Origin of the sequence: Afifella sp. H1R, from assembly GCF_021462425.1 — a bacterium.
GTDB lineage: Bacteria > Pseudomonadota > Alphaproteobacteria > Rhizobiales > Afifellaceae > Afifella > Afifella aestuarii.
The window spans coordinates 1,078,426-1,102,889 of sequence record NZ_JAKEDY010000001.1 but is presented as its reverse complement, the minus strand read 5'-3'; the positions used below and the strand labels follow the sequence as shown (position 1 = coordinate 1,102,889).

At 62.8% G+C, this 24,464-nt stretch carries 25 protein-coding genes; 21 read left to right on the top strand and 4 right to left on the bottom strand.

The window, feature by feature from the left end; all coding sequences use genetic code 11:
- The first annotated feature begins 24 nt into the window (after positions 1 to 24).
- The 17 genes from rplF to L0F51_RS05150 all read left to right on the top strand — a co-directional run bounded on the left by rplF (position 25) and on the right by L0F51_RS05150 (position 14,863).
- Positions 25 to 558, top strand: a complete 534-nt coding sequence (gene rplF / locus L0F51_RS05230) for a 50S ribosomal protein L6 (protein WP_092816590.1) — start codon at positions 25 to 27, stop codon at positions 556 to 558.
- 39 nt (positions 559 to 597) lie between these two features.
- Positions 598 to 945 carry a 50S ribosomal protein L18 gene (gene rplR / locus L0F51_RS05225; RefSeq protein WP_128294258.1) on the top strand — a complete coding sequence of 116 codons (348 nt, stop codon included), beginning with the start codon at positions 598 to 600 and terminating at the stop codon, positions 943 to 945.
- Positions 946 to 1,007: 62 nt separating this feature from the next.
- Positions 1,008 to 1,592 (top strand): 30S ribosomal protein S5, encoded by a 585-nt coding sequence (gene rpsE / locus L0F51_RS05220; protein ID WP_092816594.1) that lies wholly within the window; start codon positions 1,008 to 1,010, stop codon positions 1,590 to 1,592.
- 2 nt (positions 1,593 to 1,594) lie between these two features.
- Positions 1,595 to 1,783, top strand: a complete 189-nt coding sequence (rpmD, locus tag L0F51_RS05215) for a 50S ribosomal protein L30 (protein WP_234628243.1) — start codon at positions 1,595 to 1,597, stop codon at positions 1,781 to 1,783.
- Between the two features lie 31 nt (positions 1,784 to 1,814).
- The gene (gene rplO, locus L0F51_RS05210) at positions 1,815 to 2,321 is read left to right on the top strand and encodes a 50S ribosomal protein L15 (protein WP_234628242.1); all 507 of its coding nucleotides are present in this window, start codon (positions 1,815 to 1,817) and stop codon (positions 2,319 to 2,321) included.
- Positions 2,322 to 2,361: 40 nt separating this feature from the next.
- A complete protein-coding gene (gene secY, locus L0F51_RS05205) occupies positions 2,362 to 3,699 on the top strand; it encodes a preprotein translocase subunit SecY (protein WP_234628241.1) in 1,338 nt (445 codons plus the stop codon).
- Positions 3,696 to 4,352 (top strand): adenylate kinase, encoded by a 657-nt coding sequence (locus L0F51_RS05200; RefSeq protein WP_234628240.1) that lies wholly within the window; start codon positions 3,696 to 3,698, stop codon positions 4,350 to 4,352. The genes secY and L0F51_RS05200 overlap by 4 nt, the downstream gene beginning before the upstream one ends.
- Before the next feature lie 184 nt (positions 4,353 to 4,536).
- Positions 4,537 to 4,905 carry a 30S ribosomal protein S13 gene (gene rpsM / locus L0F51_RS05195; protein ID WP_234628239.1) on the top strand — a complete coding sequence of 123 codons (369 nt, stop codon included), beginning with the start codon at positions 4,537 to 4,539 and terminating at the stop codon, positions 4,903 to 4,905.
- Between the two features lie 22 nt (positions 4,906 to 4,927).
- Positions 4,928 to 5,317 (top strand): 30S ribosomal protein S11, encoded by a 390-nt coding sequence (rpsK, locus tag L0F51_RS05190; protein WP_092816604.1) that lies wholly within the window; start codon positions 4,928 to 4,930, stop codon positions 5,315 to 5,317.
- 82 nt (positions 5,318 to 5,399) lie between these two features.
- Complete coding sequence (locus L0F51_RS05185; protein ID WP_092816615.1) at positions 5,400 to 6,416, top strand: DNA-directed RNA polymerase subunit alpha; 1,017 nt, start codon at positions 5,400 to 5,402, stop codon at positions 6,414 to 6,416.
- A gap of 50 nt (positions 6,417 to 6,466) precedes the next feature.
- Positions 6,467 to 6,892 carry a 50S ribosomal protein L17 gene (rplQ, locus tag L0F51_RS05180; protein WP_092816606.1) on the top strand — a complete coding sequence of 142 codons (426 nt, stop codon included), beginning with the start codon at positions 6,467 to 6,469 and terminating at the stop codon, positions 6,890 to 6,892.
- Between the two features lie 203 nt (positions 6,893 to 7,095).
- Positions 7,096 to 8,541 carry a DegQ family serine endoprotease gene (locus L0F51_RS05175; RefSeq protein ID WP_234628238.1) on the top strand — a complete coding sequence of 482 codons (1,446 nt, stop codon included), beginning with the start codon at positions 7,096 to 7,098 and terminating at the stop codon, positions 8,539 to 8,541.
- A 7-nt stretch (positions 8,542 to 8,548) separates the two neighbouring features.
- Positions 8,549 to 9,874, top strand: a complete 1,326-nt coding sequence (locus tag L0F51_RS05170) for a replication-associated recombination protein A (RefSeq protein WP_234628237.1) — start codon at positions 8,549 to 8,551, stop codon at positions 9,872 to 9,874.
- A 393-nt stretch (positions 9,875 to 10,267) separates the two neighbouring features.
- Complete coding sequence (locus L0F51_RS05165; RefSeq protein ID WP_234628236.1) at positions 10,268 to 11,902, top strand: BCCT family transporter; 1,635 nt, start codon at positions 10,268 to 10,270, stop codon at positions 11,900 to 11,902.
- Between the two features lie 241 nt (positions 11,903 to 12,143).
- Complete coding sequence (locus L0F51_RS05160; RefSeq protein ID WP_234628235.1) at positions 12,144 to 13,139, top strand: RluA family pseudouridine synthase; 996 nt, start codon at positions 12,144 to 12,146, stop codon at positions 13,137 to 13,139.
- Between the two features lie 5 nt (positions 13,140 to 13,144).
- Positions 13,145 to 14,053 (top strand): DMT family transporter, encoded by a 909-nt coding sequence (locus L0F51_RS05155; RefSeq protein WP_234628234.1) that lies wholly within the window; start codon positions 13,145 to 13,147, stop codon positions 14,051 to 14,053.
- Between the two features lie 51 nt (positions 14,054 to 14,104).
- Positions 14,105 to 14,863, top strand: a complete 759-nt coding sequence (locus tag L0F51_RS05150) for an ATP12 family chaperone protein (protein ID WP_234628233.1) — start codon at positions 14,105 to 14,107, stop codon at positions 14,861 to 14,863.
- A 32-nt stretch (positions 14,864 to 14,895) separates the two neighbouring features.
- Here the strand turns inward: L0F51_RS05150 and L0F51_RS05145 are convergent, their stop codons facing one another.
- Positions 14,896 to 15,657: a molybdopterin-binding protein gene (locus tag L0F51_RS05145; protein ID WP_234628232.1), complete on the bottom strand. Its 762-nt coding sequence runs from the start codon at positions 15,655 to 15,657 to the stop codon at positions 14,896 to 14,898.
- The gene (locus L0F51_RS05140; protein WP_234628231.1) at positions 15,654 to 16,484 is read right to left on the bottom strand and encodes a cytochrome b/b6 domain-containing protein; all 831 of its coding nucleotides are present in this window, start codon (positions 16,482 to 16,484) and stop codon (positions 15,654 to 15,656) included. Before L0F51_RS05140 ends, L0F51_RS05145 begins: the two co-directional genes overlap by 4 nt.
- Positions 16,485 to 16,692: 208 nt before the next feature.
- On the opposite strand from L0F51_RS05140, the gene L0F51_RS05135 reads away from it, so the two are divergent.
- Positions 16,693 to 18,225 (top strand): acyl-CoA carboxylase subunit beta, encoded by a 1,533-nt coding sequence (locus L0F51_RS05135; RefSeq protein WP_234628230.1) that lies wholly within the window; start codon positions 16,693 to 16,695, stop codon positions 18,223 to 18,225.
- Positions 18,226 to 18,271: 46 nt separating this feature from the next.
- On the opposite strand, the gene L0F51_RS05130 is transcribed toward L0F51_RS05135, so the two are convergent.
- Positions 18,272 to 19,225 (bottom strand): DMT family transporter, encoded by a 954-nt coding sequence (locus L0F51_RS05130; RefSeq protein WP_234628229.1) that lies wholly within the window; start codon positions 19,223 to 19,225, stop codon positions 18,272 to 18,274.
- A gap of 115 nt (positions 19,226 to 19,340) precedes the next feature.
- The gene (locus tag L0F51_RS05125; RefSeq protein ID WP_234628228.1) at positions 19,341 to 20,276 is read right to left on the bottom strand and encodes a DMT family transporter; all 936 of its coding nucleotides are present in this window, start codon (positions 20,274 to 20,276) and stop codon (positions 19,341 to 19,343) included.
- Between the two features lie 78 nt (positions 20,277 to 20,354).
- Between L0F51_RS05125 and L0F51_RS05120 the strand changes: the two genes are divergently transcribed.
- The 3 genes from L0F51_RS05120 to L0F51_RS05110 all read left to right on the top strand — a co-directional run bounded on the left by L0F51_RS05120 (position 20,355) and on the right by L0F51_RS05110 (position 24,444).
- On the top strand, positions 20,355 to 21,758 hold the full coding sequence (locus L0F51_RS05120) for a PLP-dependent aminotransferase family protein (protein ID WP_234628227.1): 1,404 nt from the start codon (positions 20,355 to 20,357) through the stop codon (positions 21,756 to 21,758).
- 172 nt (positions 21,759 to 21,930) lie between these two features.
- Positions 21,931 to 22,932 carry an autoinducer 2 ABC transporter substrate-binding protein gene (locus L0F51_RS05115; protein ID WP_234628226.1) on the top strand — a complete coding sequence of 334 codons (1,002 nt, stop codon included), beginning with the start codon at positions 21,931 to 21,933 and terminating at the stop codon, positions 22,930 to 22,932.
- A 21-nt stretch (positions 22,933 to 22,953) separates the two neighbouring features.
- Positions 22,954 to 24,444: a sugar ABC transporter ATP-binding protein gene (locus tag L0F51_RS05110; protein ID WP_234628225.1), complete on the top strand. Its 1,491-nt coding sequence runs from the start codon at positions 22,954 to 22,956 to the stop codon at positions 24,442 to 24,444.
- Positions 24,445 to 24,464 lie beyond the last annotated feature (20 nt).

Sequence of the window (24,464 nt, the reverse complement as noted above, 5' to 3'; positions counted from 1 at the left end):
GGCTGAAGAAGCGAGTAAGAGATCATGTCGCGAATTGGCAAGAAGCCCGTTTCGATCCCGTCCGGTGTGACGGCGTCGGTTGACGGCCACACGGTCAAAGCGAAGGGCCCGAAGGGCGAGCTTTCTGTGGTCCTCGTCGACGACGTCGATGTCGCCATGGACGATGACGGCATCAAGGTCGATCCGGTCAACAAGTCGAAGAAGGCCCGCTCAGCCTGGGGAATGTCCCGCACGTTGGTGCAGAACATCGTCACCGGTGTGAGCCAGGGCTTTGAGAAGCGTCTGGAGATCAACGGCGTTGGCTATCGTGCGCAGGCCCAGGGCCAGGCGCTGAGCCTTTCGCTTGGCTATAGCCACGACGTCACCTATCCGGTGCCGGAAGGTATCCAGATTCAGACACCGCGCCCGACGGAAATCGTCATCAGCGGTATCGACAAGCAACAGGTCGGCCAGGTGGCCGCAGAGATCCGCGATTGGCGCCCGCCGGAGCCCTACAAGGGCAAGGGTGTCAAATACGCAGAGGAACGTATCTTCCGTAAGGAAGGTAAGAAGAAGTAACGGAGCGCAACGATGGGAACCTCAACGACGCGTCAACGGATGCGTACCGAGCGCCGCAAGGGCCGGGTGCGGGCGGCGCTGAAGCGGGTTGCTTACGGGCGGCCGCGGCTTTCCGTGTTCCGTTCTTCGCAGCATATCTATGTTCAGATCATCGACGACACGCAGGGGCGGACCTTGGTTTCCGCTTCGACCGTGGAAAAGGATCTGCGTGAGACGCTGAAGAGCGGCGCGAATGTCCAGGCCGCGTCTGCCGTTGGCAAGCTCTTGGCAGAGCGTGCGAAGGCAGCCGGTATCGAAAAGGTGCAGTTTGACCGCGGAGGCTATATCTATCATGGGCGAATCAAAGCCCTGGCAGATGCCGCCCGCGAAGCCGGGCTGGACTTTTAGGAATATGAGACAGGTCGTCGGGCCGACCCGGCAGTCGAGCAAACAGACGGACGAAGGTTAAAATGGCGCAAAGAGAACGTTCACAGCGCGGTGGCGGCGGACGCCGGGAGCGCGAGGAGAAGGTCGACAGCGAATTCGTCGACAAGCTCGTGCATATCAACCGCGTCGCCAAAGTCGTGAAGGGCGGTCGCCGCTTCGGTTTCGCCGCGCTCGTCGTGGTCGGCGATCAGCGCGGTCGGGTCGGCTTCGGTCACGGCAAGGCGCGCGAAGTCCCGGAAGCGATCCGCAAGGCCACGGAAGCGGCAAAGCGGTCGATGATCCGGGTTCCGCTGCGCGAAGGCCGCACGCTGCATCACGACATTCACGGTCGCCACGGCGCCGGACGTGTTCTGATGCGTGCGGCTCCGGCCGGTACCGGCATCATCGCCGGCGGTCCGATGCGTGCGGTTTTCGAGACGCTCGGCGTGCATGATGTCGTCGCGAAGTCGCTCGGCACGTCCAACCCGTACAACATGGTGCGGGCGACGTTCGAGGCTCTGAAGAAGCAGGACAGCCCGCGTTCGGTCGCGGCACGTCGCGGCATCAAGGTGTCGACGCTGCAGGCCCGTCGCCAGCACGAAGTCGGCAGTGAGGCGCAGGGAGCCTGATCATGGCTGAGAAGACGATCACTGTGGAGCAGACCGGCAGCCCGCTGCGCCGTCCTGGCGTGCAGCGGCAGACGCTGATCGGGCTCGGGCTCAACAAGCAGCGCCGGCGGTCCGTTCTGCCAGACACTGCGGCGACCCGCGGCATGATTGCCAAGGTTCAGCATCTCGTTCGCGTCGTCGACGAGAACTGACACAACGATTTTGAATCGGGGCTTAAACCCAATGAAACTCAACGAACTTTCCGATAATCCGGGAGCCGTCAAAGGGCGCAAGCGCGTCGGTCGCGGCATCGGGTCGGGCCTCGGCAAGACCGGCGGCCGCGGCGTGAAGGGTCAGACCTCGCGTTCGGGCGTCGCAATCAAGGGCTTCGAGGGCGGCCAGATGCCGCTGCATCGTCGTCTGCCGAAGCGGGGCTTCACCAACATCTTCGCCAAAGACTTCACGGAAGTGAATGTCGGGCGTCTGCAGCAGGCGGTTGATGCCGGCAAGCTCGACGCCAAGGCCGATGTGGATGCGGCTGCTCTCAAGGCCGCCGGTGTCATCCGTCGGACGAAGGACGGTGTGCGTATCCTCGGCGATGGCGAGCTTACCGCGAAGTTGACCCTCAAGGTCGCCGGCGCCTCGCGCGCGGCCATCGAGGCTGTGGAGAAGGCTGGCGGCTCGGTCACGATCATCGAACCGGTCCCGGCCAAATCCCAATCCGGCAAGAGCGAAGACGCCTCCGCCTAAGCGAAGACGGCTCCCTGCCTAAACCGCATTCGGAGTTCCAATGGCTTCTGCAGCCGAACAGCTTGCCGCCAATTTGAACTTCGGCGCCTTTTCGAAGGCGACGGAGCTCAAAAAGCGGATCTGGTTCACTCTCGGTGCGCTGCTCGTGTATCGGCTCGGCACGTATATCCCGTTGCCGGGCATCAACATCGAAGCCCTGCAGCAGGCGTTCGAGCAGCAGTCGCAGGGTATCCTGGGCGTCTTCAACATGTTCGCCGGCGGTGCCGTCGGCCGCATGGCGATCTTTGCGCTCGGGATCATGCCCTATATCTCGGCTTCGATCATCATTCAGCTGATGACGACGGTGATCCCGACGCTGGAGCAGCTGAAGAAGGAAGGCGAGCAGGGCCGCAAGGTCATCAACCAGTACACACGGTATCTGACCGTGGTGCTGGCCGCGTTCCAGTCCTATGGCATCGCCGTAGGCCTCGAGGGCTCCTCAAGCGGCATCGTCGCAGATCCGGGTTGGTTCTTCCGGTTTACCGCCGTCGTGACGCTGACCGGCGGCACGATGTTCCTGATGTGGCTCGGTGAGCAGATCACTTCGCGCGGCATCGGCAACGGCATTTCGCTCATCATCTTCTCCGGCATCGTCGCCAATCTGCCGAACGCTTTGGCGGGTACGCTCGAGCTCGGACGTCAGGGCGCCTTGTCGACGCCGGTGATCTTGACCGTGATGGTTCTGGTCGTCACCGTGATCGCCTTCATCGTCTTCGTCGAGCGGGCCCAGCGGCGGCTCATCATCCAGTATCCCAAGCGTCAGATGGGCAACCGGATGTTCCAGGGCGACACGTCGCATCTGCCGCTGAAGCTCAATACCTCGGGCGTCATCCCGCCGATCTTCGCGTCGTCGCTTCTGCTTCTGCCGATCACGGTGGCGAATTTCTCGGCCGGGCAGGGACCCGCCTGGCTTGCTCAGGTGACGGCGATGCTCGGTCGTGGGCAGCCGCTGCATATGGCGATCTACGCGGCGTTGATCATCTTCTTCGCCTTCTTCTACACGGCGATCGTGTTCAATCCGAAGGACACGGCCGACCAGCTGAAGAAGCATGGCGGCTTCATTCCGGGTATCCGCCCGGGTGAGCGCACCGCGGAATATATCGACTACGTGTTGACGCGGATCACCGTCGCGGGTGCCGCCTACCTCGTCATTGTGTGTCTTCTTCCTGAATTTCTGATCGCAGAGCTCTCCGTGCCGTTCTATTTCGGCGGCACCTCGCTCCTCATCGTTGTCAGTGTGACTATGGATACTGTTTCACAGGTGCAGGGCCATTTGCTCGCGCACCAGTACGAAGGGCTGGTCAAGAAATCGAAGCTGCGCGGGAGCCGGCGTCGATGAGACTGATCATTCTGGGACCTCCCGGAGCCGGGAAGGGCACCCAGGCCCAGCGACTTGTAGAGAAGCACGGCCTCGTGCAGCTATCGACGGGTGACATGCTTCGCGGCGCTGCCGCCGCGGGCACCGACGTCGGTCTCAAGGCGAAGGCCATCATGGACAGCGGCAATCTCGTTCCGGACGAGGTGGTCATCAACATCATGTCGGAGCGGCTCGACGAGGCCGACGTCCAGAGGGGCTTCGTGCTCGACGGCTTCCCGCGGACTTTGCCGCAGGCGGACGCGCTCGAAGTCCTGCTTTCGGAAAAGGGCATGCCGCTCGACGGCGTCGTGCTCTTGACGGTCGAGGACGAGGCTCTGGTCGATCGGGTTGCGGGTCGGTACTCTTGCGCCAATTGCGGCGAGATCTACCACGACACGATGAAGAAGCCGGCCAAGGAAGGTGTCTGCGACGTCTGCGGCTCGACCGAGTTCCGGCGGCGCGACGATGACAACCAGGAAACGATTCGCAAGCGGCTTGCTGCGTATTATCGCGATACGGCACCCCTCGTCGGGTACTACTGGGCGAAGGGAAAACTCCGTCAGGTCGACGGAATGATGCCCGCGAAAGACGTCGCAGCCGCAATCGAAGACGTTATGGGCGATTTGAAGGGCTGATCTTCTGTCGATGCGGTTGACGGGCGGCCGCGTAAGGACTATCTCCGGCGCAATCCTGAAGTGCGGATAACGGCGCCGAAGCTCGGATGAAGCTTGGGGCGTCGTTTTTTGGCGTTTCGTCCCGAATAGGTGAAGCCGGGGCGCGCCGCGGATGCGGACTGCGCCAGACAAAGAGGAGAAAGACGTGGCACGTATTGCTGGCGTCAACATTCCGACCAACAAGCGCGTCGTGATCGCGCTGCAGGCCATCCATGGAATTGGACCGGCCATGGCGCGTGAAATCGCTGAGAAAGCGAACATCGACCTGTCGCGTCGCGTCAACGAGCTGTCGGACGCGGAGATCTTGCAGATCCGCGAAGCGATCGATCGCGACTATATCGTCGAGGGCGATCTCCGTCGCGAGACGGCCATGAACATCAAGCGGCTGATGGATCTCGGCTGCTATCGCGGGCTGCGCCATCGGCGCGGGCTGCCGGTGCGCGGACAGCGCACCCATACCAATGCCCGGACCCGCAAGGGACCGGCCAAGGCAATCGCCGGCAAGAAGAAATAACGCCAAGGAAGGCCTGACTTAGATGGCGAAAGATACCACCAGGGTGCGTCGGCGCGAGCGAAAGAACATTACGTCGGGCATCGCCCACGTGAATTCGACGTTCAACAACACGATGATCACCATCACCGACGTGCAGGGCAACGCGATTTCGTGGTCCTCTGCCGGCGCGATGGGCTTCAAAGGGTCGCGGAAGTCGACGCCCTATGCCGCTCAGATCGCGGCCGAGACTGCTGCGCAGAAGGCGCAGGAGCACGGCATGCGGACGCTCGAGGTCGAGGTTTCCGGACCCGGGTCGGGCCGTGAATCGGCTCTGCGCGCGCTGCAGGCTGCGGGCTTCACCATTACTTCGATCCGTGACGTGACGCCGATCCCCCACAACGGCTGCCGTCCCCCGAAGCGGCGCCGCGTCTGATCTCGCATTTGAGGTGTATGCGGCTCGCGGATGCGAGTCGCGTCTGCATGCGAGAGCACAAAACGAAAGGTTCGTCCCCGTGGTGATACAAAAGAACTGGCAGGATCTCATTAAGCCGAACAAGCTTGATGTGAAGCACGGGTCCGATGCGAGCCGCATCGCTACCGTCGTCGCAGAACCGCTTGAGCGCGGCTTCGGCTTGACGCTCGGCAATGCGCTGCGCCGCGTGCTGTTGTCCTCGCTGCAGGGTGCGGCTGTGACCAGCCTGCAGATCGACGGCGTTCTGCACGAATTCTCGTCCATCGCCGGCGTTCGGGAGGATGTCACCGACATCGTCCTCAACGTGAAGGAAATCGCCATCAAGATGGAGAGCGAAGGTCCGAAGCGGCTGACGCTCAGGAAGTCCGGTCCGGGCGTCGTCCTGGCGGGCGACATTCAGACGGTCGGCGATATCGAGGTGCTCAACCCCGAACACGTTCTGTGCACGCTCGACGAGGGCGCGGACATTCGCATGGAGCTGACGGTCGATACCGGCAAGGGCTATGTCCCGGCGGATCGCAACCGCCCGGAAGACGCGCCGATCGGCCTCATTCCGGTCGACAGCCTCTATTCGCCGGTCAAGAAGGTTTCCTATCGCGTCGAGAATACGCGTGAAGGCCAGGTCCTCGACTATGACAAGCTGACCTTGTCGCTCGAGACCGACGGTTCGGTGTCGCCGGACGATGCCGTCGCCTATGCGGCCCGGATCCTGCAGGACCAGCTTTCGATCTTCGTCAACTTCGACGAGCCGAAGAAGGAAGAGGTCCACGAGGCGACCCCGGAGCTCGCCTTCAACCCGGCGCTTCTGAAGAAGGTGGACGAGCTGGAGCTTTCGGTTCGCTCGGCCAACTGCTTGAAGAACGACAACATCGTCTATATCGGCGATCTCATTCAGAAGACCGAGGCGGAGATGCTGCGCACGCCGAACTTCGGCCGCAAGTCGCTGAACGAGATCAAGGAGGTTCTCGCCTCCATGGGCCTGCATCTCGGTATGGAAGTGGCCAATTGGCCGCCCGACAATATCGACGATCTCGCCAAACGCTTCGAAGATCAATACTAAGCTTTGATGAACAGCGGCGGGAGCCGTCGTTCGAATGAGGAGACAGGGCCATGCGCCACAGAAAGACCGGCCGTAAGCTGAATCGGACGTCGAGCCATCGTCAGGCGATGTTTGCCAATATGGCGGCGGCGCTCATTCGCCACGAGCAGATCGTGACAACCCTGCCGAAGGCAAAAGAGCTCAGGCCGTTCGTGGAGAAGCTCGTCACGCTCGGAAAGCGCGGCGACCTGCATGCGCGCCGGATCGCGATGTCGCGGCTGCGCGATGAAGAGATGGTCAAGAAGCTCTTCGAGACGATCGGTCCGCGCTACGGTGAGCGGAACGGTGGTTACACCCGCGTGCTCAAAGCCGGCTTCCGCTATGGTGACAGTGCGCCGGTCGGTGTGATCGAATTCGTCGATCGCGACGAGGATGCGCGCGGCGCCGAAGATCGGGCTCGCATGGAAGCGGCCGAGGTTGCTGAAGCCGCAGCGTAAGGCTCGTCGGTCTTCCTGGATTGCGAAAAGGGGCCCGCGTGGCCCCTTTTTTGTTGGCGCAGGCGGCATGTGGCCGGATCATTGCCCGCACGACATAGAATTTCCGGATTTGACCGGTTCCTGGCTCACTCTTTTCAAGCGCGGACGACCGTGACGCGCGTCAAGGTCGCTCCCGCATTCCCGCTGCTAAATTGGAGGCTCTCGTGACGTCGTTTCGTCAGTTTCGCCTTGCCTGTTGTCTTCTGCTCGCCTCTGCCGGTGTTTCGAGCGGTGTCCTCGTCGGTGTGCCGCTCGCGCACGCTCAGGACGTGCCGCAAAGCCGTGAAGAGATTTCTCTTTCCTTTGCCCCGATCGTGAAGAAAGCCGCTCCTGCGGTCGTCAATGTCTATGCGAAACAGATTGTGCGCACAGCGCCGTCGCCGTTCGCAGACGATCCCTTCTTCCGGCATTTCTTCGGTGATGGTGGTTTCGGGTCGCCTTTCGGCGTGCCGCGTGAGCGTGCGCGCAATTCGCTCGGTTCCGGCGTCATCGTCGATGCATCCGGCCTCGTCGTCACGAATTACCACGTCATCCGTGGTGCCGATGAAGTGAAGGTGGCCTTGTCGGACGGGCGCGAGTTTGAGGCTGAAATTCTGTTGCGCGACGAACAGAGCGATCTCGCAATCTTGAAGATCTCGGACGGGGAGGCGGATTTTCCGACGCTTTCGTTCGCCGATTCGGACGATCTCGAGGTCGGCGATCTCGTCCTCGCGATCGGCAACCCGTTCGGGGTCGGGCAGACGGTGACCAGCGGCATCGTCTCCGCGGTGGCGCGAACGGAGGTCGGCATCTCCGACATGGCATTCTTCATCCAGACGGATGCTGCCATCAACCCGGGCAATTCGGGTGGCGCATTGATCGATGTGAAGGGCCGGCTTGTCGGTATCAATTCAGCGATCTTCTCGCGGTCTGGCGGTTCGAACGGGATCGGGTTCGCGATTCCTTCCAACATGGCGCAGGCGGTGGCCGCCCAGGCGCTCGCCGGCGGGACGGAAGTTGTGCGCCCCTGGATCGGGGCGACGTTCCAGAAGGTGACGCCGGATATTGCCCGCTCACTCGATCTGCCGCGGCCCCAGGGGGCGCTCGTCGTCAAGGTCTTCGAGGGCTCTCCTGCCGAAAAGGCCGGTCTTGCGGTCGGCGATCTCGTCCTGTCGGCCGATGGCTACGAGGTGGCCAATCCGCGTTCGCTCGAATACCGGCTGACGATCAAGGGAATTGGCGAGACGGAGAAGCTTGTCGTCCTGCGCGATGGGGCAGAGAAGACGCTGACGGTTTCGTTAGAATCGGCGCCTGAGACGGTGCGGGCCGACGAGCAGCTTCTTGACGGCTATTCGCCGCTGACCGGGGCGACGGTCGCCAATCTCTCGCCGAGGCTTGCGGAGAGACTGCGGCTGCCGAGTGACCAAGAGGGCGTCGCGGTCACCAAGGTGGAGCCGCGTTCACCCGCCGCGCAGCTTGGCCTGCAGCCGGGTGATATTGTCGTTGCCCTGCAGGGGCACTCTGTCGAATCGTCGAGCGAGCTGAAGCGTATGACGAGCCAAAAGCAGCGATTGTGGCGGATCACGGTCAACCGTGGTGGCCGGCTTTCGCGGCTTGTCATCGGTGGATGAGGGGCATTTGTCGGACAATCTCTTCACAGCAGCCGGATTGGAAAAGAGCGCGCCGCAGCCGCTGCCTGACCGGCTGCGACCAAAGAAGCTCGCCGATGTCGTCGGCCAGCCGCATCTGACGGGTGAGGACGGCACGCTCACCCGCATGCTTCGGACGCGCTCTCTCGGCTCTCTGGTCTTCTGGGGGCCGCCTGGGACGGGCAAGACCACGGTCGCGCGGCTTCTGGCCCGCGAAACGGACCTTTATTTCCAGCAGCTGTCTGCGATCTTTTCCGGTGTTGCCGATCTCAAGAAGCATTTCGAGGCGGCGCGTGCGCGTCGGCAGACGGGGCAGGGGACGCTCCTCTTCGTCGACGAAATCCATCGCTTCAATCGCGCACAGCAGGACAGCTTTCTTCCCGTCATGGAGGACGGGACGGTGACGCTCGTGGGGGCGACTACCGAAAACCCCTCCTTCGAGCTCAACGCGGCGCTTCTGTCGCGTGCGGCCGTTCTGGTGTTTCGCCCGCTGGATTCTGAGGCGCTCGGCAAGCTCGTCGAACGCGCCGAAAAAGAGGAAGGGCGAAAGCTGCCGCTCGACGAGGAAGCGCGCGGCGTTCTTCTGCGTATGGCCGATGGTGACGGGCGGGCCGTTCTCGCGCTCGCCGAAGAGGTCTGGCGCGCCGCGGGAAAGGACGAAACCTTCGATGCGAAGCGTCTGCAGACGGTTCTGCAGCGGCGGGCGCCGATCTACGACAAGAGCCAGGATGGTCATTACAATCTGATTTCGGCCCTGCACAAATCTGTGCGCGGTTCCGACCCGCAGGCGGCTCTCTACTATCTCGGGCGCATGCTCGATGCGGGCGAAGACCCGATGTATCTGGCCCGGCGGGTGATCCGCATGGCGGTTGAGGATATCGGCCTCGCCGATCCGCAGGGGCTCGTGCAGGCGAATGCCGCAAAAGAGGCTTACCACATGCTGGGTTCGCCCGAAGGCGAACTCGCCATTGCCCAGGCCGTGGTCTATCTCGCAACGGCCCCCAAATCGAACGCTCTCTACAAGGCGTATGGCGCCGCGCGCCGGACGGCCAAGGAGGCCGGCTCGCTCCAACCACCGAAGCACATTCTCAATGCCCCGACCAAGCTCATGCAGTCTGAAGGCTATGGGGCCGGCTACGCCTATGACCATGCTCAGGAAGAGGCGTTCTCGGGGCAGAATTATTTCCCCGACGAGCTGGAGCGTCAGGACTTTTACGTGCCGACCGGACGTGGATTCGAAGCGGAGCTCAAGCGACGGCTCGATCATTGGGACCGGCTGCGGCGCGAGCGTGCCAGAGGCGAAGACGAGACCTGATCGATCGTGCGCCTGATGCCAATCGGCATCGCCTTCTCGTGAGAAAATGGCTTTTTCTCGCCTGGGCGGCCATTGCATCGAAAGAATCGACGGATTTATTCGCTGAGGCTCCGAGCGGCGCGGGGACCCTCAACCGCGAATGTGGCGTCACGGAGCAAGTGCCTGAGACTCCGAAGATATCCGCCTGGGCACCGGCGCTTGCGCCGAGTGGCGTAAGGGCCCTTCGGTGACGATTGTCACCACAAATGGGTCTTGAGGTGGCAAAAATCTGGCGTGCTCTTCCTTGACCCTGCGGAGCCGCCTTCTACCTCCTCTTGGGCTTCACAAAGATGTGCGACGGATCCCGCCTCAGAGCGGTGCTTTCGTTCGTCCAACAGACAAACGAGGAGCCATATGAGCGAACAGACGGTGGATCAAACAGGCGACGCGACCGAGGATATACCGACCGACTATGAAGTCGGTCAGGACAATATCCAGGTTTTCGGCCTCGATTTTCACAACCCCGTATTCATCGTGTCAGGGCTGACGATCATTCTGTTCGTCGTTTTCACCCTCCTCTTTCAAGAGGGCGCGGAGAGCTTCTTCACCTGGCTGCGGCCGTTCCTGACATCGAACCTCGACTGGCTCTTCCTGATTGCCGGAAACGTCTTCGTCCTATTTTCCCTGTTTCTGATCGTCTCGCCTCTCGGGAAAATCCGGCTGGGCGGTCCTGATGCAAGACCGGAGTACAATTACTCTGGATGGTTCGCCATGCTCTTCGCTGCGGGCATGGGTATCGGGCTCATGTTCTACGGCGTGTCGGAGCCTCTGACGCATTACAACGCGTCCGTCGCATCAGACGCCGCGCAGGCCGGCAGCGATGCGCCTTTGATGGGCGCGCCCGACAATCCGGAAGGTGCAAGGCGGCTCGCCATGGCGGCCACGATCTTCCATTGGGGTCTGCACCCGTGGGCGATCTATGCCGTCGTCGCGCTCGCTCTTGCGCTTTTCAGCTACAACAAGGGCCTGCCGCTGACGATCCGCTCCGCCTTTTACCCGATCTTCGGTGAGGCCGTCTGGGGCTGGCTCGGTCATGTCATCGATACGCTCGCGGTCTTTGCGACGCTTTTCGGTCTGGCGACCTCGCTCGGCTTCGGTGCGGAACAGGCGCTGGCCGGTCTCAACCACATCTTCGGCATCCCGGATACCGATCCATGGAAGGTGGGGCTGATCGTCGCCATCACCGGCTGCGCACTGACTTCGGTGCTGGCTGGCCTCGACGCGGGCGTGAAGCGGCTGAGCGAGATCAATATGGCGCTGGCCTTCCTTCTGCTCGTCTTTGTCGTGGCGGTGGGACCGACGCTGACGATCGTCTCCGGCTTTTTTGAGAACATCGTCGCCTATGCGCGCGACATCATTCCGCTGGCGAACCCGATCGGCCGGAGCGATGACAGTTTCCGAAATGGTTGGACGACCTTCTACTGGGCCTGGTGGATTTCGTGGTCTCCCTTCGTCGGCATGTTCATTGCGCGCGTTTCGTATGGGCGGACGGTGCGTGAGTTCATGATCTGCGTCCTCATCATCCCGACCGTCGTCAGCATCTTCTGGATGACGGCCTTTGGCGGGACCGCGATCTCGCAGCTGATGAATGGTTATGACGGGGCCGTCAGTGCCGAGCTGCCTGTGAAGCTCTTCCTGATGCTGGAGCATTTGCCGCTCGCTTCGATCACGTCGTTCATCGGCATCGTCCTGGTGATTGTCTTCTTCGTCACCTCGTCGGATTCCGGCTCGCTGGTGATCGATACGATCACCGCCGGCGGCAAGGTCGATGCGCCGGTCGCGCAGCGTGTCTTCTGGGCGACCTTCGAAGGGCTGGTGGCCATCGCGCTCCTTCTCGGAGGCGGGCTCAAAGCCCTGCAATCGGCAGCTGTCGCGACGGGCTTTCCATTCGTTTTCATTCTGCTTCTGATGGTGTGGTGCATTTATCAGGGCTTGAAGGGCGAGCAGCGGGCGCTGGTCGAAGCGCAGGAGGCAGAGGCGACGGCCTGACCGTCAAAACCTCGGTTCTGAAGAAGGGCGCGGTCACCCCGCGCCCTTTTTTGTTGACGTTCGGGACGCAAAAACGCGCGGTCGTCGCGAGGCGGGCTTCATTCGGCCGACAAAACGCTCTAAGCGCTGCGGTTATGAAGCAAGTTCTCTTTATCGCCCGCAACCGATATTCCGGCCTTCGCGCGAGGCCCGTGGCTTTGGTGTCGCGGTCGCTCCGCGCGCCAGCCTCCGGGAGCCTGTCATGAGTGCACCGGCCTCCGTCGTGATGCGGCGCGTCGACCGGGACGAATCCGGCATGCGCGTCGATCGTTGGTTCAAGGAGCATTATCCGGGCCTGGGTTTCGGCCATCTGCAGAAGCTTCTTCGCTCCGGCCAGGTGCGTGTGGACGGGGGGCGGGTGAAAACCTCGACCCGTCTCGTCGCTGGTCAGGAGGTACGTGTGCCGCCGCTTGCGACAGGCGATGTGCGCCCGCAGACGAAAGCGACCATCCGCGACCGGCGCGATGTCGATGTGCTGAACGACGCGCTTCTCTACGAGGACAGCCAGGTCTACGTCTTCAACAAGCCTGCCGGCCTCGCCGTTCAGGGCGGATCGGGCGTCAATCGTCATGTCGACGGGATGCTGGAGGCGTTTCGTGATCGCCACGGTCGTAAGCCGCGGCTCGTTCATCGTCTCGACCGCGACACGGCCGGCGTGCTTGTCGTGGCCCGCACGCGCAGTGCCGCGGCGTTTTTCGGCAAGGCGTTCAAGGAGCGGGAGAGCCGCAAGCTCTATTGGGCGCTGGTGAAGGGCGTTCCGAAGCCGCCGCAGGGCAAAATCTCGACGTTTCTGGTGCGCGGCGAAGGCGACGACGCGGAGCGTATGCGCGTGGCCCGCCATGGCGAGCGGGGGGCGGATCATGCTCTGTCGCATTACGCCGTTGCCGATCAGGCCGGCTCGCGGCTCTCGTGGCTCATCATGCGGCCGGTGACGGGGCGCACGCATCAGCTTCGAGCCCATGCCGCCCATATCGGCAATCCGATCATCGGCGATTCCAAATATTTCGACGTGGAGAACTGGGAGTTGCCAGGTGGCATTCAAAACCGGCTGCATCTCCTTGCTCGGAGAATCATTTTGCCTCATCCCACCGGCGGAGTTCTCGATGTGACGGCGCCGCTGCCGCCGCATATGGCGCAGAGCTGGGCCGTGCTCGGCTTCGACGAGACTGGCGGGGAGGCTGCGGCCGAGGCCGTTTGACCGCGATGTCGCAAGCGCTTGGGGCGAAGCCCGCCTCTCTGCTCGTGCTCCTGACCGTGATGTGGGGGCTCAACCAGGTCGCCATCAAAGTGGCACTCGGTGGCTTCCCGCCTATGCTGCAGATGGGCCTGCGCTCGGCAGTGGCCGGCGTGCTCGTCCTTCTCTGGTGCTTTGCGCGCGGCGTGCCGGTTTTTCGCTCGGGTCGGCGTTTCGGCCCGGGTGTCCTGACCGGGATGCTTTTCGGGATGGAGTTCGCTCTCGTTTTCTTTGGTCTGACGGTGACGACGGCCTCACGCAGCGTCGTCTTCCTCAATACCGCTCCCTTCTTCGTCGCCATCGGAGCCCACTTTTGGCTGGGAGACAGGATTTCTGCGGCAAAAGCCGCTGGGCTGGCGCTCGCGTTCGTGGGGATCATCGTCGCCTTCCTCGACGGGCTGAGCCCGGGAACGCTCAATACGGCCGCTGGTGACGTGCTGTGCATCCTGGCCGCCGTCTTCTGGGGCGGGACGACCCTGGTCGTGAAGGGCACGCGCTTGCGCGAAGCGCCCGCCGAAGAGATCCTTCTCTACCAGTTGCTGGTCTCGGCCCCGCTCGGCTTTGCCTTGTCGTTCCTTGTCGGGGAGGCGGGGATTGGGCCTGTGACCTCGACCGAACTCGTCGCCTTCCTGTATCAAGGTGTGGTCGTCGCCGGGGCGAGCTATCTCGCCTGGTTCTGGCTGGTGAGAAGCCATTCCGCGCCGCTGCTCCACGCCTTCACCTTTATCGTTCCGGTCTCCGGCGTCTTCTTCGGGGCGGTGCTCCTTGGCGATCCTGTCGGCTGGCGTCACGGCCTTGCCCTTTTGCTCGTCGCCGGAGGTATCTATCTGGTCAACAGGCCCGCGCCGGTCCGCCGTGTCGTGCCGCCGGGCGCGTGAGATGTTGAGCCCTGACTATTGCGCCCAGATCCATTGAGCAAGGAGAGCCTGTTGCCCGATTTTCCTGCAAAGCCCGACGATGCGATGTCGAAGGCGCGCGAGCACGCGGCAAGGGAGCTGCCAAAGAGATTCTACAAACGGGCCGAAGCCGTTGAAACGGAATCGGGTTTCGAACTTCGCCTCGACGGGCGTCCGGCCCGCACGCCGGGCAAGAAGCCGCTTGCCGTTGCGCGCGCAGATCTCGGGCAAAGCCTCGCCGGGGAATGGGACGCTCAAGGCGAACGCATCGATCCTCTGACGATGCCGCTCACACGCCTCGCCAATGTGGCGATCGATGGGGTGGCCGACGAAATGCCTGCGGTGCGCGAAGAGGTGGCGGCTTATGCGGGCACGGACCTTCTCTTTTACCGTGCCGGCGAGCCGGAAGCTCTCGTCGCCCGGCAGCGCGAGATCTGGGACCCGCTGCTTGCCTGGGCGGAAAGTCGCTTTTCGGTTCGCTTCCGTCTGGTCGAAGGGGTCATGCCGGTCGATCAACCGGAAGAGGGGCTTCAGGCGGTGCGCGAGGCTCTCGAGGGATTTGACGAGCCGCTGTCGCTCGCGGCTCTCCACACGGCAACCACGCTGACCGGATCGGCCCTCATCGCGCTCGCCCTGGCGGAAGGTGTGATCGATGCCGAGGCGGCCTGGGCCGCTGCGCATGTCGACGAGGATTTCAACATCTCGCAATGGGGTGAGGATTTCGAGGCGAAGGAGCGGCGTGAGCGTCGCGGCTCTGAGTTCTCGGTGGCGGCATTGGTGCTGCGCGCCTGAACTGTCCTTCCGTTTCGGCTGGCGGTTATGGCTCAGATGCCGGCATACCATTCGTAGCCGCGGTCTTCCCAATAACCGCCCTTGCCGCCGCGAATTGAGGCGAAGCTCCCCACGACCTCGATGCCCATGACGTACTTCGCCATCTTGTAGCCGAGCTGGCGTTCGATGCGCACGCGCAACGGCGCACCGTTTGCGACCGGCAGGGTTTCATCGTTGAGGCCGTAGGCGAGGATCGTCTGCGGGTGACGGGCGTCGATCATGTCGATCGATTCGTAGTATTTTTCGCGACCGAGCGTGTCAGCGCAGCGGAAGACCACGTAGCTGCCACCGGGTTTGATACCGGCTTCATCGAGGACGGCGGTGAGGGGCACGCCCGTCCATTTGGCGATGCAGCTCCATCCCTCGACGCAGTCATGCCGCGTGATTTGCGTGCGCGCCGGCATGGCACGTAATTCGTCGAGCGACAGGGATTGCGGTCGTTCGACGAGGCCGGTGACGGAAAGACGCCAATCGGCGAAGCCATTCGCGGCCATCTCCCGATAATCCGGATCGCGCGGACTGATCGAGCCGTTCGGACGCTGCGGCTGGATGATCTCGCTTTCGGAATACTCGCGCGCCAGCGCCTCACGATCGAGGAGGCTGCGCTGCGCGGCCATCGTCAGATCTTCGGCCCGCTGCAAGAAAGCGCGTGCCATCGGATTCTGGACGATGCGGTCGCAACCGGACAGTAGCGCGGCTCCACCGCCAATGGCGGCGGCCCGGATAAGGCCGCGACGCGTCAGGGTGATGGTCATGAGGTTTTCCCCTTCGCCTCGGGCCGCACGCGGTACCGCCCGGTGAGGATGGCACGCATTTCGTTGACCGGGCCCGCCGCCAGGACCATGGCGATGTGAACGACAAAGAAGAGGACGAGCAGGCTCATCGTCATGAAGTGCAGCGTGCGTGCCGACTGGCGTCCGCCGAACAGATCGAGAAGCCAGGGCAGTGCAGCATCCATCCCCGGCGACATGGCGAGACCGGTGGCGACCATCGTTGGAATGAGGCCGAGGATGACGATGAGGTATGAGAGCTTTTGCAGAATGTTGTAATGCGCCTCTCGTCCGAAGCGGAAGCGGAGGTGATCGCCGATCGCGCGCGGCATGGCGCGTAGCTCGCCGCGGCGGGGAATGAGATCGCGGCGGAAATGGCCGTTGAAAAGGCTGACGCAGACATAGGCGAGGCCACCCGCCACGAGCACCCAGGCGAAGAAGAAGTGCACGACCCGACCGGTCGCAAGGTCGCGATAGCTCGGGATGGTCGCCCAGGCGGGAAAACCGCGCGCGACAAGTGCCCCGCTGCTGTCGCGTGAGGCGCCCAGAAAGCCGGTCGTGTCGAAGTCCATGCTGCCGATTTCCGTAATGCCTCGCAGGCTGCCGTCACCCGTACGCATGGCGGTCATGGAGACGAGGGAGTTGGAGAAGTTCGACTGGGTGCCGAGATAGAGCGCGGGATGCGCGTTGAAGATCTGCAGACCGCTCGCGAGAAGGAAGAAGAGGCAGAACGCGTTCAGCCAATGCCAGAGGCGCGTTGCCCATCTGTGCCGGTAGACGATTTCCGTTTGCGGTTCGGCCGGCTCTGGCATTGGTGCATTCCCTTCGTGATCCCCATGAATATAGCGTGCGCCACGGCCCGCAATGTCACGAAGCGGTCGTGCCTCTTCACATCAACGCCAGATTCGCATCCGATCTCTCTCAACAAATGCTCCCGTTTGGCGTAGGCCGTTATATGAAGACGAGATTCTAAACCGGCTAATGGCCATGGAAACAAGATCAATCTGATTGGGGGGTAGAATGCGTGACGTTCTAGTGGAGTTGGAAAAGCGGCGTGCCAATGCGCGCGCGGGCGGCGGCGAGAAGCGTATTGCGGGCCAGCATGACAAGGGCAAGCTGACCGCGCGCGAGCGCCTGGTGGTGCTCCTCGACGACAGCTCGTTCGAAGAGTTCGACATGTTCGTCGAGCACCGTTCTTCGGCCTTCGGCATGGAGGAGCAGAAGATCGCGGGCGACGGCGTCGTCACCGGATGGGGGACGATCAACGGCCGCCCCGTCTACGTTTTCGCCAAGGACTTCACCGTCTTCGGCGGGTCGCTTTCCGAGGCGCATGCGGAGAAGATCTGCAAAGTCCAGGACATGGCGCTCAGGAACGGCACGCCGATCATCGGGCTTTTCGATGCCGGCGGCGCGCGCATCCAGGAAGGCGTTGCGGCACTTGGCGGCTATGCTGAGATTTTCCAGCGCAACGTTCTTGCCTCCGGCGTCATTCCGCAGATCTCGGTGATCATGGGGCCTTGTGCGGGTGGCGACGTCTATTCGCCGGCGATGACCGATTTCATCTTTATGGTGCGCGGCACGTCCTACATGTTCGTGACCGGCCCGGATGTCGTGAAGACCGTGACCAACGAGACGGTGACGGCCGAAGAGCTCGGTGGCGCATCGGTGCATTGCGTGAAGTCGTCGGTGGCGGACGGCGGCTTTGAAAACGACGTCGAGGCGCTTTTGGAGATCCGTCGCCTCTACGATTACCTGCCCCTCAACAACAAGGCCGACCTGCCGGAAATCCCGGTCCACGATCCTTGGGATCGGCAGGAGAAATCTCTCGATACGCTGGTCCCGGATTCGGCGACCACGCCTTACGACATCAAGGAAGCCATCCTGAAGACGCTCGATGAGGGGGCCTTCTTCGAGATTCAGCCCGACCATGCGAAAAACATCCTCACCGGCTTCGGTCGCATCGAGGGGCGTACGGTCGGTGTCGTGGCAAACCAGCCGATGGTTTTGGCCGGCGTCCTCGATTCGGATGCCTCTCGGAAGGCGGCACGCTTCGTGCGCTTCTGCGATTGTTTTGGCATCCCGATCCTCACCTTCGTCGACGTTCCGGGTTTCCTGCCCGGCACGTCGCAGGAATATGGCGGCCTCATCAAACACGGCGCCAAGCTCCTCTTTGCCTATGCCGAGGCGACGGTGCCGAAGGTGACGGTGATCACGCGCAAGGCCTTCGGCGGCGCATACGACGTCATGGCCTCCAAGCATCTGCGAGGGGATATCAACTATGCCTGGCCGACGGCCCAGATTGCCGTCATGGGCGCCAAGGGTGCGGTGGAGATCATCTTCCGCAAGGATATCGACAATCCGGAGAAGATCGCCGAGCACGCCAAGACCTATGAGGATCATTTCCTCAATCCGTTCGTGGCGGCGGAGCGGGGCTATATCGACGACGTGATCATGCCGCAATCGACCAGACGGCGGGTTGCCCGCGCCTTCCGGCTCCTGCGCCGCAAGGAACTCGCCAATCCCTGGAAGAAGCACGACAACATCCCGCTCTGAGCGCTTGAACGATTGAACGCTTGAGCCTCTCGAGCCGCCGGTCGCCTCAGTGCGTGACCGGCGGCTTTGCCGTTGTGCGGGCGATTCGATGCTCGCGCAGATAGATGAAAATGCCGGAGCCGACGACGATCGCCATCCCGGCCCATTTCGGGGCATTCGGGAGGTCGCCGAAGACCAGGAGGCCGAGAGCCACCGCGGAGACAATCTCGGTATAGCCGAAAGGGGCGAGGACCGAGGCCGGGGCGAGCTGGTAGGCTCGGTTGAAGAGAAGATGGGCGAATGTCCCGATCACGCCTGTCGCCAGCAACAGAACCCAGGCAAGAGTGCTTGCCGGCCACGAGAAGGCAAGATCGTCGAAGCCGAGAGGACGGCAGACGATCATCGCGGCGACGATGACCGCAAAGCCACCGAGAGCTGCATAAAACTGCATCGCGAAGGCGCTCGCACCGTGCGCCACGTGGCGGCTCAAGATGAAATAGATTCCGACGAGGAAGGCAGTCAGCGCCGGCAAGAGAGCGGGCAGCCCGAAGACCGCGTAGCTCGGCTGGATGATGATGAGGGCTCCGGCAAATCCGACAAGGACCGCCACGATCCTCCGCCAGCCCACCTTTTCGCCGAGGAAGAGGCCGGACAGCAGCGTGACGATCATCGGCTCGATCATGAAGATCGCAATCGCGTCGGCGAGCGGCAGGAAACGCAGCGCGGCGAAGAAGGCGAGACTGCCGAAACCGAGACAGGCACCCCGCAGGAGGTTGAGCCCGAGATGCGGAATGCGCAGAGCGGCGGCCCCTTCCCAATGCAGGAGCAGGGGCAAGATCAGCACGCCCTGGAGAAAGAGACGAACGGCTCCGACTTCGCCGGCCGAAAGGCCGTGCTGCGTGATGAGGAGCTTGCTCAAGGCATCCATCGTCGGGATGATTATGCCGCCGGCGACAAAGATCATGATGCCGCGGACCATCTCGGCGGGTGTGTTGGTCAGAGAGGAGGGGAGCGATGCCATTCGCCGTCCTTGCCACAAAGCCTCAGGGCGGGCCACCAACGCGTGATGGCATGGCCCGCGCCACGATGGGATCAGGCGCCGGTTCGCACGGTCGTGCTGGTGCTATCCCGGACGGTCAACCGGGCGAGGGTGCGCGGCGCGTATGACGGCCGGCGAAGAGGAGCCCATAGAGTGCCACGCAGATGACGACCATCGCCAGAATCTGAAACGTCTCCACGCGCCCGCCGAGCACGACCACCGTGATGAGCATGGTGACCGCTGGGGTCGGCACGGTGATCGAGCTCGCGACGGAGACATCGATATGACGGATGGCGTTGAACCACAGGACGAGCTCCAGATAGTAGGCGACGCCGAGGAGGATCGCGGCCTTTTGGAAGGTCGGATCGGTGAAACCCTGCAAGAGAGCGCCCGGTTCGCCAATGACCGCCTGAAGGGCGAGAAGCACGATGCCGGAGATAACGAGGCGGGTGACGGTCACCTGGTTTGGCGTGATCGACGTCGTCATCAGAACCTGGCGCAGCAGCACATGTGCGATGGCCCACAATGCCGGGATGCCGAGGGTATAGGCCGACCACCATGAGATGTCCGCCACGCGAAACGTGCCGCCGGTGGTGAGATAGACGAGAGCCGCGAGGAGGAGTGCGGTGAAGCCGAGCTCGGTGGTGCTCTTGCGTTTGCCGAGAAGAACCGCCTCCAGAAGGATGGCGAAGAGCGGATAGGCCTGCAGCGCGATCACCATGCTGACGGGCCCGGCCTTCTTGGCCGCCACCACATACATGTAAGTCGCCACCGCGAACATCGCCCCGGTCAGGAGCGCGATTGCGAGCGTTCGGGCGGAAGGCCGTCGTGCCGCCGCGCTCGGGGGCGCCCAGCGCCGGAGCTCGACGATAAAGAGCGGAAGACCCGCGACAAGCTGCCAGAAGGTGAGCCAGATGGCGAAGGAGAGGCCGCTCGATCCTTCGGGACGCGCGTCGGCGATGACCGGCATCGCCGATAGGATGGCGAGGCAACAAAGGGCGTAGAGAATGCCGGTGCGATGCGACGGGGACATCACCGTTCCATGAGAAGACGCGTGTGATTGTATTGGTATGTCTCGTGCGATATTGAATGCAATCGGATTATTGTATTGATGGCAATGTGGACCCCTGATCTTTCCCGCTTTTCCGGCCCGGCCTACACGGCACTCGCCGAGGCGATCGGCACAGCGATCTCTGCGGGGGATTTGAGCGCCGGCGAGCGGTTGCCGCCGCAGCGCGATCTCGCCTGGCGGCTGGGCTTGTCGCTCTCGACGGTGACGCGCGGCTATGGCGAGGCGGTGCGTCGCGGCTTTCTGGAAGGCAGCGTGGGGCGCGGCACCTATGTGCGCGATGTGAAAGCGGTCACTGCCGCGGCAAGCGGTGCATGGAACGCGGGGCTCGCGCGGCCTGCGGGCGATGCGATCGATTTCGCCAACAATCTGCCGCCGCTCGGCGAGGCGGAGAGGCAACTTGCAGAAACGCTGCGCGCAATCTCGGGTGAGCCGGGGCTCGGGGCTTTTCTCGATCACTGGCCGGGACGAACGGCAGAGCGGCACGCAGAGGCCGCGGGCGCATGGATCGAAACGCTGGGGCTTCCCCATCAGGGGCGGTCGATCGTGCTTACCAACGGCTCGCAGCAGGGGCTCTTCGTGGCGCTCCTGGCGCTGGCGCGGCCCGGCGATGCGATCCTTGCCGAGGAGCTCTCCTATGCACCCGTCCTGGCGGCGGCCGAGCGTCTCGGTCTCAGGGTTTTTCCTGTCGCCATGGACAGGGAGGGGCTCTTACCTCAGTCTCTCGACGAACAATGCAGGGCGACGGCCGCCCGACTTCTCTACACCATGCCGACGCTGCACACGCCGACGACTGCGACGATGTCCGAGGCGCGCCGTCGGGCCGTCGCCGAAGTCGCCGAGCGCCACGGCATCGACATTCTGGAGGACGATGTTTTCGGCTTTCTACCGCGCTCGCGGCCTGCGCCTCTCGGAGCCTGTCTGCCCGATCAGACAATCTATGTGGCGAGCACCTCAAAGAGCCTCGCGCCGGGTCTGCGGGTCGGCTATCTGAGCGCGCCCATGCGCCATGAGAGAGCCTTGCGGGCGGGTGTCGCACTCTCCTCGTGGATGCCGCCGCCGCTGATGGCGGAGATCGCGACACGCTGGATCGAAGATGGGACGGCGGAGCGCCTCAACGAAGAGAAGCGCCAGGCTGCCGAGGCGCGGCAGGCCTTGGCGCGTGAGACGTTGAAAGGGAGCCGCTTGGCGGCCGATCCGGCGGGCTTTCATATCTGGCTGCATCTGCCGGAAGGATGGCGGCCGGATGCCTTCGAAGCGGCGGCGCAGCGTGAGGGTGTCGCCTTGCGCTCCGCACGGTCCTTTTGCGTCGATCCCGCCGTCGCGCCTGCCGCGGTTCGCCTCTGCCTTAGCCATGAGGCGTCTCACTCGCGGGTGGAAGACGGGCTCTGGCGCCTCAAACGGCTTCTCGACGAAAGGCCGGGAGAGGCTGCCTTCATCGTCTGAGCAGCGGGCTTTGGTGCGCTCGTGCGGGTGGCGTCCTTAGGCTGTCCCTTTGTCGCCAGGCTGACGCTTTTGCGCGACGATCGGGCTCAAAATTGTCCTTGATGCAAATCAAGGTGCAATTAAAAGGGCAGGCGCAGCGTGCTCTCCTCCTCGGAGACAAAGGAGACCAACAGTGATTACAAGAAGAAGATTGCTCGGTTCCGCCGCCCTTCTGACGGCTGGTGCCGCGCTTCCGGGAGCGTCGAAAGTCTGGGCTCAGCCCAAGAAATTCGAGATCGTCATGTGCGCCAAGCAGGAGGGTATCTCCTGGTTCGATGACATGCGCACGGGCGTGGAGGATTTCGCCAAGGATTTCGGCGTCAACGCCTATCAGATCGCACCCGAGACCGGAGACCCCGCCAAGCAGGCGCAGATGGTCGAAAGCCTGATCGCCAAGAATGTCGACGCCATCCTCGTCGTCCCGAACGATCCGAAGTCCATGGAGCCGGTGCTGCAGAAGGCCAAGGACGCCGGTATCGTCATCGTCAGCCATGAGGCGAAGAGCCTTGCGGGCACGGCCGATTACGATGTCGAAGCCTTCAAGAACGAGGATTTCGGCGCCCTCATGTTCGATAAGCTCGCCAAGGCCATGAATGGCGAAGGCAAGTTCGTCGCGATCGTCGGTGCGCTGACGATGGAAACGCACATGCAGTGGTTCAATGCCGGCATGGAGCACATCAAGGCCGATTACCCGGACATGGAATTCGTCCTGTCCGAGCCGATCGAGGACAACAACGACGAGAAGACCGCGCTCGACAAGGTCAACGAGGTGCTGAAGCGCTACCCGGACCTCAAGGGTATCGTCGGCTGCTCGGTGTCGGGCACATCGATGGCGGCCCTCGCGGTCGAGAAGCTGCGCCGCAAGGACATCGCCGTGGTCGGTCTCGGCCTTCCGAGCATCAATGGCCCGTATCTCGAGGACGGCTATCAGAATGTGGCGCTCTGCTGGCGTCCTGCCGATGCCGGTTACGCGTCCGCCTTTGTCGCCTACAAGCTTCTGAACGGCGAAACCGTCGAGGCGGGCATGGACCTGAAGCGGCCGGGCTACGACAAAGTCACCATCGAGGACGGTGTCGTCTATGGCGATGCGACACTGATCCTGACCGCAGAGAACTGGAAGGACTACAAGTTCTGACCCAGGGGATGCTCAGCGATCATGGCTGAACTGATCCGCTTGGAGGGCCTGAGCAAGCGATATATCGCGACCCAGGCCCTCGATCATGTCGACCTGTCGATTGCCGCCGGCGAGGTGTTGTGCATCGCCGGCACGAACGGCTCCGGCAAGTCGACGCTCATGAAGTGCATCTGCGGTGCCGAGGAGCCGGATTCCGGCAACATCGTTTTCGATGGCCATGCCTATCAGCGCTTGAGCCCGTCGCAGGCGATGCGCCTTGGCATCCAGATCATCTATCAGGATCTGGCGATCTTCCCGGACCTCACGGTTGCCGAGAACATCGCGTTCCACGAGATCCAGCATCGCAAGGGATTGTGGGTCGACTGGAAGGCGTGCCGAAAGACGGCGGAAGACGCGCTTGCCTCCCTCGGGGCGAAGCTGCCGCTCGATGCGAGGCTCGGAGATCTGTCCTTCGGCGCGAAGCAAACGACGGCCATCGCGCGCGCCCTGACACAGGAATGCCGCCTGCTGATCATGGATGAGCCGACGAGCGCGCTGCCGGCGCGCGATGTCGAGCAATTGCTGACCATGGTGCGGCGCCTCAAGGAACGCGGAATTTCCGTCATCTTCGTCAGCCACAAGCTCGACGAGGTGTTCGAGATCGCAGACCGCATCTACGTGCTCCGCGACGGGAAGGAAGTGGGTGAATACGCGCCTGCCGATATCGATGTCAGCGAGCTCGGCTTCCTGATGACGGGTGTGCGCGTCGTTGCTGGAAAGAGCGACGAGGTGAGGGCGGATGCGTCTGTTCTCCTCGAAGTTCAGGATCTTCAGCGCGACGGTCAGTACCGCGATCTGTCTTTCGCGCTGCGCGCGGGCGAGGTTTTGGGCTTTGCCGGCCTGACTGGTTCCGGGCGCACGGAGACCGCGCTCTCGCTCTTCGGTCTCAATCCGGCGAAGTCCGGCCGTGTGCTCGTCGACGGTGCGGAATTGCGCATCACCTCGCCGCAGGATGCCGTGCGCGCTGGGATCGTGCTCGTCTCGGAAGATCGGGCGAGCCAGGGGCTCTTCGGCCGCAAGCCGATCCGCATGAACATCGCCTCGTCGATCTATGAGCGCATCAAGGGCGCGCTATCGCTCATTTCGAGCGACAAGGAAGCGACGATCGGCGACGAATGGGTGAGGAAGGTGCGGGTGAAAACCCCATCGGCCGCAGAACCGGTGCAGAGCCTCTCCGGCGGCAATCAGCAGAAGGTCGTGCTCGCCAAATGGCTGGCGACCGAGCCGAAGATCCTGATTCTCGACAATCCGACGGCCGGCATCGATATCGGCTCCAAGGCCGAGATCCATGAAATCGTGCAGACGCTGGCACGCGAAGGCTGTGGCGTCATCATGATTTCCGACGATCTCGACGAGCTCGCCATGAGCTGCAACCGCGTCCTCGTTTTCCGCACGGGACGGATCGTCGAGGAATTTTCGGGTCCGGAGATTACATCGGCTCGCATCGCCGCAACGATCCGGCAGGACGACTGAGCGTCCTGTCGGTTTCGATT